This is a genomic window from Paenibacillus lupini, assembly GCF_011761355.1.
In the GTDB taxonomy this organism is placed as follows: domain Bacteria; phylum Bacillota; class Bacilli; order Paenibacillales; family Paenibacillaceae; genus Pristimantibacillus; species Pristimantibacillus lupini.
In genome coordinates this window covers 413,062-426,091 of the sequence record NZ_JAASRW010000005.1, presented here as the reverse complement: position 1 = coordinate 426,091, position 13,030 = coordinate 413,062, and the positions used below count along the sequence as shown (strand labels likewise).

Genomic DNA, 13,030 nt, shown 5'->3' with positions numbered 1-13,030 from the left:
ACGGAGCAGATGCTTCGTGCTTTCCCTATTAGCTATTGTAAGTAATCGTCTGAATTGTTCCGTCTTCGTTATACTTAAGCTCAGTGAATTTCACACTGCGCTTATGATCAACACCGCCGGACAGCGATGCATCATGGTAGAACAGGTACCATTTGTCTTGGAACTCCACAATGGAGTGATGAGTTGTCCAACCGAGAACAGGCGTCAGAATCGTTCCTTTATAGACAAACGGGCCTTGCGGAGTATCGCCAATCGCATAAACAAGCTTATGCGTCGAACCTGTAGAATAAGACAAATAGTATTTGCCGTTATATTTGTGCATCCAAGGACCTTCGAAATATCTCCGTTCTTCGTCGCCAGCCAGAAGCGGATTGCCTTCCTCATCAACGATAGATATTTCAGTAGGCTTATTCTTGAAGGTAAGCATATCGTCGCTCAATTCTGCAACAAGAGGTCCAAGCGCAGGACCATTCACATCCGGATCAGCAGCGTCAGCTACAAACTCGCCTGTTGTCCACTTCTCCAATTGTCCGCCCCAAAGTCCGCCGAAATAGATATATGCCTTGTTATCTTCATCCACGAGAACAGCCGGATCGATACTAAAGCTGCCTGGAATATAGTTTTCTTCTGCTTTGAAAGGTCCAGCAGGAGTGCTGCTCGTCGCTACACCGATACGGAAGATTCCATCCTTGTCTCTAGCAGGGAAATATAAGTAATACGTATTGTTCTTGAAGGCCGCATCTGGCGCCCACATTTGCTTCGAAGCCCAAGGTACATCCTTCACATGAAGAGCTTCACCATGATCAACACATGGGGAATTTACATCGTCCATAGACAGGATGTGATAATCCTCCATTTGATATTGATCGCCGTTATCGTTCGTTGGGCCGTCATGATCCAGGTCATGGGAAGGATAGATATAGATTTTACCTTCAAATACATGCGCAGAAGGATCTGCTGTAAAAATATGCGTTACAATTGGTTCATTAGGTTTTGTCATGATCACGTTCTCCTTTTCGCGCATTACGAATTCCATTCTAATTTATCTCTTTCATTCTAATCCGAAATCGCTTGCCGTAAACTACATAAATTAAAGAATATGGCGTAGAAAATATAGTTTTGCCTATAAAAAAATCCGCGCAATCTCATAGATACGCGGATTTTGTATATGTTTTATAAAAAGCATCTATTTATTACCAACATGAAGAACAATACGACCTCGACCATGACCTTTTTCCGACTTCATATGTGCCTGCTCTGCCTCACCAAGAGAAAATACAGCTTGAACCTCTGTTTGGACGATTCTCTTGTCCATCAGCTCTGCGATGTCAATTAAATCCTGCTTCGCTGCAATCGCTGAACGAAGAACACGAACACCTTCTTCTTGTCCCTGCTCAAGCGGCGGCTGACCTGCAATCGTCAAAAGAGCACCTCCATGCTTCACAACCTCCCAGGAATGTTCAAGCGTTTGTCCACCAATCGTATCCAGGACAAAATCCACCTTCTCCTCAATCTGTTGCTCAAAAGGCGCCGCCGTATAATCAATAGCCATATCTACACCGATGGAACGAATATATGCCATATTCGACGGCCCAGCCGTCCCAATTACATACGCACCTCGCGATTTGGCGAACTGTACAGCGAACAGCCCTACCCCTCCGGCAGCGCCATGAATAAGAACACGCTCACCCGGCTTCACATTTGCATTTTTAATGGCACACCATGCTGTTGTTGCTCCGCCCGATAAAGTCGCTGCTTCCTCAAAACTGATAGATACCGGCTTAAGTGCAATAGATTCTGCTGGAGCTGTCGTATACTCGGCATAGGTCCCGTTCGTACTTCTGCCAAATACCTCCTGCCCGATCTGCAGACCGCTCACATCCGGCCCTACCTCTTCAACAATACCTGCAAATGCTGTGCCTGGGATCACCGGGAACTTCACAGGCATAGGGAACAAGCCTTTACGAATCTTCCAATCGATCGGAAGTACACCTGCTGCTACAACACGGATAAGAACCTCACCTGTTTGCGGTAATGGCCGAGGAGCCTGCTCCAGCCGCAACACCTCCGCTCCACCATGCTCATGATAGCGGATCGCCTGCATCATTTGGGTCATCTTTGAACATCCTCCCTATTCGAAATATTTGATGAAACATTAGGATTCGTGTAAAATCAAACTACAGAACTAACACATATTGTGTATACTCAGTATTTTTTCGATATAGTGAGTATAGATATTTTGCTTGTTTAAAGTCAAGGAGGATTTATGCCTACATCCGAATCAGTACCTGCAGCAGGCCTCTTATTGGAAACGCTGCTCCGAACCACCCATCAGCTGCATCTTCAATTTGAATCACATCTAACAGATCTGGATATCCCAGACTATTTGTCAGGACCGCGGCTGCGCTTTCTCGTCTCTGTATCCGAGGCTGGACAACTCCGAATGAGTGAGATTGCTGCCAAGCTTGGTATTAAACCACGTACGGTTACCCAATTCGTGGATGCCCTTGAGCAAGAGAAGCTGATTGTTCGGATTCCGGATCCGGATGATCGCAGAGCGACTTTTATCAAGCTATCCGAGACTGCTCCGCCACTTATACAAAAAGCCAGACTCGCCATGAGCGAATCTGCCGATATCGTACTAGCTTCTTTATCGCCAGAAGATCGAGGTCAACTGCTTCGCTTGCTGCATCAAATAACCGAGCCAAAAGAAAGGATTCTATAACGATGAGCTTTCAATATACGGATGATGATGTCCGGGTATTGTGCGGCAGATTTGCTTTTGAAGAAGGGGAATCAATCTGGCAGTCCGGCGGTGTAACCATTCTGCGTTATGATCCGGACAAACCCTTCTGTGAGGCGAATGTCAGAACGAATCGCGATCTAATCGTAACCGCAACGAGCAGCCGTGGTGAGATTATCGCTACCTGCACTTGTCCGGACTTTGACCCTGAAGACAAATATTGCGAGCATGTTGCTGCTATGCTGCTGCATCTATTGGAACTGCCAGAACTGCCCGAAGAGGCTCTTAATCTCGCCCGCATATCTGCAAGCGACCAGCTGTTGTCAAACAGCATTCTAGACTTATTTAATAGCCATGATCGTGAACAGCCTTCGCTCATCAGCCGCACAAGATACGTTAGAGATACTCGAACTCCTGTTGAAGTTCAGTTTACTTGTGTGATCTTCACGAGCGGCTACCGAAATTATAGAATCGGGATAGAGCTTAGAATTGGTCTTGGCAGATTGTATGTCGTACCGGATATCCGGGCTTTTATCGAAGGTATGGCGCTGAATGTCACTCGAACATTCTCCAAGCATTTCACCTTTAACCCGGCAGAGCATTGTTTCAGGACAGAAGATCATGCTGTACTAAATGAACTTGCCCGGATCAGCAGGAATGAAGCGCTGTACCAGGAGGGCGCACAGCCATTACCTGGGCGAGCTCGTCTGAAAAATGCCGATCGAATGCTCATGATTCCGCCTGCAGATTGGACAGCCCTGCTGCCGCTTCTTGCTTCATGCCCATCCGTACTGATTGATCAGGAGGGCACCATCACCGCCGGCTTGCAGATTAGTGATGAAACCATTCCTATCCGCTTTGAATTTGGCGATCATGATGGGAATGGCTTTCAACTCGAGGTCGAAGGACTTGACCAGATTATTGTTTTGTCCGCCTACAATATAGTTCTCAGCGAAGGCCGGATCATCAAGCTGTCCCCAGATGCCTGCAAACGACTAGCGGATCTCAAAAATATGCTGGATGCCTCCCGCAGGCAGCATGTCATCATTTCCTCGGAGCAAATCGAACCGTTTATGGAGAAGGTTGTTCCCGAGCTGATGAAGATTGGGCAGGTTCAAGTTACGCGAAGTGTATCGGAGCGGATCGTGCAGACACCTCTAAAGGCTAAACTGTATCTGGACCGTGTCCGGGAAAGACTTCTAGCCGAAGTAGAGTTTCAATACGGGGATATCAGGATCAATCCTCTGGCGGCAAACACTGATTATAAAAACACCGACCGGATTTTACTACGAGATGGCGATCGTGAAAATCAGATCCTAGATATCATGGACCAAAGTGGTTTTGTTACAACCGAGCTTGGTTACTACATGCAGGATGAAGACAGCGAATTCGAGTTCCTGCGGCATACCATTCCAAAGCTGGAAAAATTACTTCAGATCCATGCAACAACGGCTGTTAAGACACGGATAGTTGTCCCTAACTCGCCTCCTAGCTTAAAAGTTGAAGTCGATGAACGAACAGACTGGCTGGAGTTCAAATTCGAATTGACGGGTATATCGGATAATGAAATCCGTAGTGTGCTGCGCTCTATTGTGGAGAAACGCCGCTTTCATCGCCTTCAAGATGGGGCTTTTCTGCCGCTGGAGGGCAAAGAATATGAAGCTATCACAAGGATTATTAATGAAACAGGCTTCTTGCGTTCGGAGCTGAACAACACCACGTTCCGCATCCCGCTTGCACGAGGACTGCATCTTGCGGACATGGAGAATGACGGAAGAATTATTCAACTCGGCAAATCATTCCGTAAGCTGCTTGCCCATATCCGTAATCCGGATCATCTGGAGTTCGAGGTTCCTGCAAGCCTTCAACACGTGCTGAGGGATTACCAGAAATACGGCTTCCAATGGATGAAGACACTTGCTCATTACCGAATGGGCGGCATTCTGGCCGATGATATGGGACTGGGTAAAACCATTCAAAGCATTACTTTCCTGCTGTCCGTATTACCGGAGATTAGACAATTTGATCAGCCAGCCATCATTGTTACGCCAGCTTCACTGATGTACAACTGGTTAAGCGAGCTGAAGCGCTTTGCTCCAGAGATCTCCGTCATTATTGCAGATGGAACACGGCCAGAGAGGGCGGCTAAGCTAAGATCGTTAAAAGGTGTCGATGTCATTATCACTTCCTATCCCCTTTTGCGGCGGGATATTGATCTGTATGTCACGCGCTTCTATCATACGGTCGTATTAGATGAAGCTCAGGCGTTTAAGAACCATACGACTCAAACTGCACAAGCGGTAAAAGCTCTTCAAGCCAAACACCGTTTCGGGTTAACCGGAACACCGCTTGAGAATAAGGTGGAGGAGCTATGGTCACTCTTTGGAGCTATTTTTCCGGAGCTGTTCCCTGCCCGTAAAGTATTTTCGGATATGCCCCGAGAAAGCATCTCCCGCCGTGCACGTCCCTTCCTGCTTCGCCGCTTGAAGTCCGACGTGCTCAAGGAGCTGCCCGATAAAATTGAAACCATGCAGGCCACGAATTTACTGCCGGAGCAGAAAAAATTATACGTCTCGTACTTGGCTAAGCTGCGTACGGAAACAGTCAAGCATCTGGACAATGATCGCAGCTTCCATCAGAACCGGATCAAAATATTGGCGGGCATTACTCGACTTCGCCAAATCTGCTGTCACCCTGCATTATTCGTAACGGACTATGAAGGCAGCTCAGCCAAGTTCGAGCAGCTGTTCGAGATTGTGGAGGAATGCCGAAGCACTGGCAAAAGGATGCTGATCTTCTCTCAATTTACACAGATGCTTGGTCTAATCAGCAAAGAGCTTGTCCGGCAAGGTATACCATACTTTTATCTCGACGGCAGTACAAAAGCTTCTGAGCGAGTCGAATTATGCAATCGATTTAACGATGGTGAGAGGGATATCTTCCTCGCTTCTCTGAAAGCTGGCGGCACGGGACTTAATCTGACTGGTGCGGATACGGTAGTCTTATACGATCTGTGGTGGAATCCTGCAGTCGAGCAGCAAGCCGCAGACCGTGCTCACCGAATTGGACAAACCAAGGTTGTTCAGGTTATCCGTCTTGCTGCTCATGGCACGGTTGAAGATAAGATGTACCAGCTTCAGCAGCGGAAGAAAAATATGATCGACGACATCATCCAGCCTGGTGAAGAGCAGCTGTCATCACTTACCGAATCTGATATTCGGGAGATTCTCGCGATAGGCGCCAATGAACGGGATTTATAAAAGGATCGAAGAAGCCTCCAAGTTCACTTTACTTGGAGGCTTCTTTTGGCATGACGGCTTGCATACCAGCGTAAGTTATAAGGTCAGATCGTAATAGATTCCGAAAAGAGGGTGAAATTGGGATGCTAAGGGAAGACGTTTGCAGGTATGAACAGCATGGTGATTTCCCCTATTTCATAAGCAGCAATGAGGGTAAAGAAACGATTGTTATGCTGCATGCTGCATTTGCGGACTATACCTTGTTTCATGAACAGGTTTCTTTTTTGCAAGAAAACTACCAGCTTATCCTTATTAATCTGCCTGGGCATGGGGCTGGAGCTTCTGTCAAATCCAAGGTTACTATGAGAGATATACCTGCTGTCATCAGCCGTATTTTGGCTGACCACCGGATCGAAGCCTGTCATCTCCTTGGTGTATCGCTTGGCTCGCTGATCGCACAAGCTTTTGCAGACCGCTATCCGGAGCAGACACAATCAGTTATCATTGTCGGAGGTTATTCCATACATAAAGCCAATAAGCGGATCAAAAAAGAGCAGCAAGCCGAAGCCCTTAAATGGATTGGCTACATCCTATTCTCCATGACAAAGTTCAAACAATATGTTCTTCGCGTATCCTGTTCAACAGAACGAGGACGTACATTATTCGAGCAAGGGATCCGGCACTTCAAGCGGCGGTCATTCGAGGCAATGGGCGGTATGGGCTCCTTCTTTACCGATCGATGGAAGCCCATGCCGTATCCGATGCTCCTAATTGTGGGTGAGCATGACCGGGAACTGATTCATGAAGCCTTAAGTTTACTTCACCAGTTGGAGCCCCATTCACAGCTTGTAACGATCCCGGGAGCAGGCCATTGTGCAAATGCAGACGTACCGGAAGCTTTTAACCAAGTTATTGCCGATTATTTATCTACAATCACACTTTCACCATCGGCTGGAATCAGAACCTGATCCATCAATCCCTCAGTTTGCAATGCACGAGAGAGATCCTCTCTTGTCACCAAGCAGTGATTAATTGTATCCATATGAACCGCGATAACTTTGGAATAAGGCGCATAGCTGCAGACGCGAATAACATCTTCAACATTCATCGTAATCGGTTCCCCTACAGCAAATTGTGCACCACCAGCGTTGACAATCACCACATCCGGCCGGAAGGCGTCCAGCGCCTGCCTTACCTCTTCGCACCAAATCGTGTCACCAGTGATATAAAGGGTCGGATGTCCTTCTGCTTGAAGGACAAATCCGGACACCTTCCCCATTTTTTGTCCAATCTCACCTGTACCATGCTGGCCGCTTGTTCTTGAAATTGTGATGCCTTTATATATTGTCGACTGCTCAATCTCTGTAACAGAAGAAAAATGCTGGTCTGATATGCTGTGAGCATCACCAGGCTGACAAAATATGACCGTAGACTTAGGCAGTGCTTCTGCTGCAGCAGTGTCCCAATGATCCTGATGAAGATGCGTGACGAGAACAGCATCCGGCTTCACCAGCTCTTCCTTAGAGATTGGCAGCGGCACAAGCGGATTGCGCCTCTCATTCGTCGAGTTGTTGATTGGCGGATTCACTCCAGCTTCACTAAACATGGGATCCACGAGCAACCGTACTCCTGCGTATTCCAGCCATAAGGTGGCATGTCGAATCAATTGAATTTTCATATTTGTAAAACCTCTCTTCCCTTTAAGTCTATCTTAATTATAAAATAAGGTTCATCTAGCACGAATAACCTCATGAAACAATAAGGCCTCGATTATTTTCACAATGAAAGGATTTCCTATAACATGTCAAATCAATACGGAATCGATGATATTGATATTCAGATCTTAAACGGTTTAATTGCAGATGCCAGCCAGTCTCACAAAGTGATTGGAGAACATGTTCATCTGACCGGCCAAGCCGTTGGTGCTCGTGTTCGAAAACTCCAGGATCTTGGCATTATTGAAGGCACAACCGTTCGTTGGGATCCTAACAAAATCGGCCTGACCGTTCATGCCTTTGTCACCGTCTTTATGAAATCAAGCACCGCCCATCAAGCCTTTCAGACCTTCGCTAAGCAAAACAGCAATGTATTAGAGATTCATCGGGTCAGCGGAGAAGGCTGCTATTGGATGCGGGTACGCGTAGGCTCACAGCTGGAGCTGAATGATTTTCTAGATGAGTTATTAACGTTTGGGAACTACAAGCTAAGCTTGTCTATTGGACAGGTGAAGTAAAAATTGGAGGTTGTACATAATGAGTACAAGCATTGAAGAACGATTAAGAGATCTAGGAATTATCCTTCCTGAAGCCAGTGATCCCGCTGCTAATTACACCAATTGCGTAATCGCGGGTTCTCTGCTTTTTGTAGCTGGGAAAGGTCCATCAGGGAAACCAAAAGGTAAACTGGGACAAGCCTATTCCACAGAGGAAGGCTATCAATTTGCCCGAAGTGCGGGAATTGAAATTCTTGCTGTTGTGAAGCAGGCTTTAGGCAGCTTGGATCTCGTAGCTCGAGTGGTTAAATTGCAGGGGTTCGTTAATGCGGATCCCGCATTCGAACAACATCACCTCGTACTGAATGGCTGTTCCGATCTCATGCGGGAAGTATTCGGGGACAGCGGCATTCACAGCCGCTCCGTTATGGGTGCTAATTCCTTACGAGACAATCTGCCTCTTGTTATTGATTCGATATTTGAGATTAAACCATGATTGGCTCGACACTTAGTCTATTTGCAAAGCTCGATTCATTCACTGAAAAGATTGCTTAACGATGTACGGCATCGTTAAGACTGCAGATTAAACAGAAAATTAAAACCTTAACGATGTCGTATATCGTAAAGGAACACAAAAAGGCTCATTCACCTTATTATCTGGCCAAAAAGTGATCCTTAACGATATCGCACATCGTTAAGAATGCCTATTAAACCGCTAAACAGAAGCTTAAGAATATGCGGCATCGTTAAGCTTAGCATAAAAACAGGAGCAGCGTTCAAACGCTACTCCTGTTTCTTACTCAAGAACGGTCTTGTAACGGTCCGGCTTATAGCCTGCTTTTTCCGCCATAATAGCGGTCAGGTCTTTGCCTTGCTCACGCAAGTCATCCATGTAGAAGTCCGCCTCAATTCGGCCCCTCGACATAATAAGTGCCCGGTCAATGACCGTTTCGATCTCATCGAGGTGATGAGTCACGATCAGAATCGTCTCATCGCCCTTCAGGTTGCCAATCATCAGCTTCAGGAAGTCCCGTCGGGTGAACATGTCTTTCCCAAGGAACGGCTCATCCATCAGAATATATTTGGCGCCTTTCGCCATACCCGCGCTAATCTCAAGCTTCGATTTCTGCCCTCGCGAGAACGTCCTTATTCTCTTGTTTGGTTCAAGCTCGTAAAATTTCAGCAGCTTATTATAGTACACAAGATCAAATCTTGGATAAAAAGCCGCTAGGAAATCTGCATACTGGAGAGGGGTTAGCTTCGGGATGTAGCTTCCTTCTTCCGTAATAAAAGCAAGCTGGTCGTATTGCTCCTGAACCGGCCGCCCGTTAATTGCAATGTCGCGATACTTCACTTCGCCAAGGCCCATTATAGCCTTAAGTAATGTTGTTTTCCCACTACCGTTCTCGCCTAGAACGCCAACAATCTCTCCGCTAGGAATCCTTAGGTCCCTCACATGCAGAATAGGCCGCGATTGTCCAAACGATTTCTCCACATACTTTAGTTCGAGCATGTGCTACTCCTCCTCTCTTGCCTGGATCTTCAGATGGTCGAACATACGGTAATCATCCGAATTTATGTCAAATGACTGGCCATATGGAATGTTAGTCGTATTGATGAAGTCATCATTCAGGTCCGAATCAATTTCGCCTTCATATAACAGCTGATCATCCTTATACACCCTGATGAGCAAATGAATCGGCAGGTAGCTGTCAGCATAATATTGGTCATTCGGCCTTGGCTCCGTTGACGTATAAACAACGTAAAGCTGACCGCCCTGGTAGTGCATCGTCATCCGGCTGCGAAAATTATCCTGCCCATTCGTTTCATAATCCAGATTTGTCTTATCAATCACCTTCATACCGCTATTAAAATCAATGCTCCATACTGCTTTATGAGCACGGATATTAAAGTCCGTGACGGACTTCTTCTGAAAAACAAGATTCAAAATCTGATCATTATTAAAGGCTTCATATTGGCCGGAATATTTGATACCCGTCTGATCAAGCATGATATTACCGAGCAGCTGCCCGCTATCTGGATCGTAGCCCTGCACGATAGGATGCCCATTCTCTATAAGGATAAGGGCTAGCTTATCCCCCACTGCCTCAAGCCCCCACACTTCAAGAGAACCACCATCTTTATTCTGGTCAAGGCTGTATTCAGCAACAGTCCGAGTCGTTCCGTCTTCTTCAAAGGAAGGTTCATAAATGCCGTTTGTCCCTGTAGTTTCAGCCGATGTTGGTACAGTAAAATACACATGATCGCCAATCTTGGCAAGTCCACGCTCTAATGAATTGGAGTAAATATTTTCGCTTTGAAACACTAATCCTGTATTGATGAGAGAGGATTTCCTGCCACCAATATAAGTTACAGAGTAGGTATATCCGCCTTCAACCTGATAATCAAGTCCGTCCATTCTTTTTTTCCATCCTTGGATGTACTTATAATGATCCGTTATAAGAGCAGGAGGATCAGACACCTCTGTATGCCTGTTTAATTGGCCTTTCGAGATTTCAAAACTTGTACTTGCATACTGATCACTGATATCTCCTGATATTATGATCGGATCGATCGCTGAACGGTCTCCTGAATGATCCTTCACATATAAAGTTCCCGCATTCTGATGCGTATGGTTTAGAAAAACGATAACTCCAATCAGCAGCAGAGCCACCAGGAAAAAGGGTATGGCAAGATGGCGGGACAGCTTATTTAATTTATCCATCATTATAAACGCCTCCCCTTACTTAATCGATTGAACAACGATATGCTCGAACTCTCGGTTGTACACGGGGTCATAGGTGAAGGAGTCCCGTTTATAATTCTGAAGGCTTATAAGGTCATCATTATGATCGGTTACAAGCTCTCCTTCATAAAGAAGCTTATGCGTTTCGTAAACTTGTATAATGAGCTTCTTGGGCTGATAGGGATCGAACACAAACTGATCATAATCCGTCTTCCCTCCCAGTTCCAGATTGCTATAAATGACATAGAGCTTGCCATTCAGATAATGGATGGATTCCATATTACGTTTATCATTTACCCTAAGGTCCTTGTAGGTGATCTCCGTTTCATCCAACAGCTTCACTCCATCTGACAAGTCAAAACTCCAAATGATTTTTTGAACCAGTCCTTGTTCATAACCGCTCATAAACGCGATACTCAATCGATTGTTTTGCACGTCAGAATAGGCTTCATACGATTCATTAAACTTTCTCTTCGACTCAGCCAAATAAGCATTGGAAACTGTAAAATCATCAGCCGCCACCTCACCTAAGAGCTTCCCGCTCTTGCTGTCATAGCTTCGGATAACGAGCCTCTGGTCCTCCTCCAGGATCAGAGCAAGCTTGTCGCCAACTGCTTCGAGGCCAAGCACCTGAATCTCGGACGGAGATGGCTCCTTATTCTTATCCAAACTGAAAGTGACAAGGGCTTCCGACGGAGGTGTCTCACCTGGATTGCTTCTGGCATCTATAAAATTCAATTTATAAATACCGCTTATTCCAACATAATGATTCGTTGAAGGCACTACAAAAAAATCCTGATCGCCTATTTTTGCAAGTCCGTATTCAAGCCTATTTGTATAAGCACTAGTGTTATCCCGTTTCGGTTGGCCCGTATCATTATATTCGGTAATATTAGGCATAACAGATGCCGTCCAATAGGAATTAGAATCTTTAGGATCTCTTACCGTAATGGAAGACGGCTGGTATATGAGATCATACCGGAGATTCCCTTTTAATTTATCAAGAGAAAGATTGTTGTACCAGACTTCACGAGGTGGATCGTAAACCTGCGTTCGCGTTACAACATTACCTTTTTCCAGATAGAACGACGACTTATGAAATCCATCCCCTAGTTCCCCGCTAATTGTTACATCCGCTAGCGCCGAACGGTCTCCTTGATGATCCTTTAAATAAAAAGTTCCTTTATTCCGGTCCGCATCGACTTTCATGAATTGGAATCCAATAAGAAGCAGCGCAATTACGAGCGCCGGAAGCGCCAAGTGACTTGCTGATTTCTTCCATAACGCCTGCATCAAGAGATAACTCCTTTCCGGATTAGCCGTATGCTATGCCAGACGAAGAAGCCGCTCATTATCAACAGAATAATGCTGTATGTGTATAGCTTTGCAATTGTCCAGTCCGAGGAAGGAGCGGATATCTGAGCATTCACAATATGCCGCATAATCAAGCCCGCAGCAAATACGAAGATAATGAACCAATGCCGTCTGCTGCGCTCACAGAGGAATGCGTAATATAAGCCGATAGCCGCTGTGAGAAATACGCTGATCGACGCGAACCATCCGCTAATGCTCCACGGTAATATAAGCTTTAGGAAGTTCGAGCGGATAAAAGCCAGAAACAACCCGTTATGCATGACGAACTTGCCGTCGGCGTAGCTGCCGATATGATCAACAACAGCGGAATACCCCCATCTTATCGCAACCAGATGAGCAGCAAGAAGAAGCAGTAATCCTATGATAAAAGACAGCAGATTGCTCCAGTAATACGCTTCTCGTTTCACTGGCAAGGTCAAATACGTATAAATGCTCTTGCTCCCCCAATACGCGTTATACTGCTTCACCAGGAAATAAACGCAGAACGCAGCTATAAATACATATAACGCCGTCTTGCATCCGGACGTATAATACAAGCTTTCAAACCGCGGATGCATCGAAGTCTCATTCAAATGCGCAACCTCGGATTGCAGCAGCATATATGGCGTAAGCAGCATCCCCGCTGTCAAAATCAATAAAACAGGCAGCATCGACGCAAATTGAATATTTAAAAGCCGGTAAAATCCTTTCACTTTCCTGCACCTCCTGTATTAATG

12 protein-coding genes are annotated in these 13,030 nt (G+C 45.9%); 5 read left to right on the top strand and 7 right to left on the bottom strand.

What is annotated here, in order from left to right; all coding sequences use genetic code 11:
* Positions 1-28 precede the first annotated feature (28 nt).
* Both FHS17_RS18390 and FHS17_RS18385 read right to left on the bottom strand, forming a co-directional pair.
* Entirely contained in the window at positions 29-1,000 is a 972-nt protein-coding gene (locus tag FHS17_RS18390) for a glycoside hydrolase family 43 protein (protein ID WP_167279880.1), read from the bottom strand.
* A gap of 186 nt (positions 1,001-1,186) precedes the next feature.
* Positions 1,187-2,116, bottom strand: a complete 930-nt coding sequence (locus FHS17_RS18385; RefSeq protein WP_167279879.1) for an NADP-dependent oxidoreductase — start codon at positions 2,114-2,116, stop codon at positions 1,187-1,189.
* A gap of 150 nt (positions 2,117-2,266) precedes the next feature.
* Between FHS17_RS18385 and FHS17_RS18380 the strand changes: the two genes are divergently transcribed.
* The 3 genes from FHS17_RS18380 to FHS17_RS18370 all read left to right on the top strand — a co-directional run bounded on the left by FHS17_RS18380 (position 2,267) and on the right by FHS17_RS18370 (position 6,950).
* A complete protein-coding gene (locus tag FHS17_RS18380; RefSeq protein WP_167279878.1) occupies positions 2,267-2,725 on the top strand; it encodes a MarR family winged helix-turn-helix transcriptional regulator in 459 nt (152 codons plus the stop codon).
* A 2-nt stretch (positions 2,726-2,727) separates the two neighbouring features.
* Positions 2,728-6,003, top strand: coding sequence for a DEAD/DEAH box helicase (locus FHS17_RS18375; protein ID WP_167279877.1), 3,276 nt, complete (start codon positions 2,728-2,730; stop codon positions 6,001-6,003).
* A 122-nt stretch (positions 6,004-6,125) separates the two neighbouring features.
* Positions 6,126-6,950, top strand: a complete 825-nt coding sequence (locus tag FHS17_RS18370) for an alpha/beta fold hydrolase (protein WP_167279876.1) — start codon at positions 6,126-6,128, stop codon at positions 6,948-6,950.
* On the opposite strand, the gene FHS17_RS18365 is transcribed toward FHS17_RS18370, so the two are convergent.
* On the bottom strand, positions 6,902-7,660 hold the full coding sequence (locus FHS17_RS18365; RefSeq protein WP_167279875.1) for an MBL fold metallo-hydrolase: 759 nt from the start codon (positions 7,658-7,660) through the stop codon (positions 6,902-6,904). The genes FHS17_RS18370 and FHS17_RS18365 overlap by 49 nt on opposite strands.
* A 123-nt stretch (positions 7,661-7,783) precedes the next feature.
* On the opposite strand from FHS17_RS18365, the gene FHS17_RS18360 reads away from it, so the two are divergent.
* Positions 7,784-8,215 (top strand): Lrp/AsnC family transcriptional regulator, encoded by a 432-nt coding sequence (locus FHS17_RS18360; protein ID WP_167279874.1) that lies wholly within the window; start codon positions 7,784-7,786, stop codon positions 8,213-8,215.
* Between the two features lie 19 nt (positions 8,216-8,234).
* Positions 8,235-8,690, top strand: coding sequence for a RidA family protein (locus FHS17_RS18355; protein WP_167279873.1), 456 nt, complete (start codon positions 8,235-8,237; stop codon positions 8,688-8,690).
* 300 nt (positions 8,691-8,990) lie between these two features.
* Here FHS17_RS18355 and FHS17_RS18350 read toward each other — a convergent pair whose 3' ends face one another.
* The 4 genes from FHS17_RS18350 to FHS17_RS18335 are packed head-to-tail and all read right to left on the bottom strand — an operon-like array spanning position 8,991 to position 13,006.
* Positions 8,991-9,707 carry an ATP-binding cassette domain-containing protein gene (locus tag FHS17_RS18350; RefSeq protein ID WP_167279872.1) on the bottom strand — a complete coding sequence of 239 codons (717 nt, stop codon included), beginning with the start codon at positions 9,705-9,707 and terminating at the stop codon, positions 8,991-8,993.
* 3 nt (positions 9,708-9,710) lie between these two features.
* Positions 9,711-10,922, bottom strand: coding sequence for a hypothetical protein (locus FHS17_RS18345; RefSeq protein ID WP_167279871.1), 1,212 nt, complete (start codon positions 10,920-10,922; stop codon positions 9,711-9,713).
* A 15-nt stretch (positions 10,923-10,937) separates the two neighbouring features.
* Positions 10,938-12,233 (bottom strand): hypothetical protein, encoded by a 1,296-nt coding sequence (locus FHS17_RS18340; protein ID WP_167279870.1) that lies wholly within the window; start codon positions 12,231-12,233, stop codon positions 10,938-10,940.
* Positions 12,233-13,006, bottom strand: a complete 774-nt coding sequence (locus tag FHS17_RS18335; protein WP_167279869.1) for a hypothetical protein — start codon at positions 13,004-13,006, stop codon at positions 12,233-12,235. Before FHS17_RS18335 ends, FHS17_RS18340 begins: the two co-directional genes overlap by 1 nt.
* Positions 13,007-13,030: the final 24 nt, after the last annotated feature.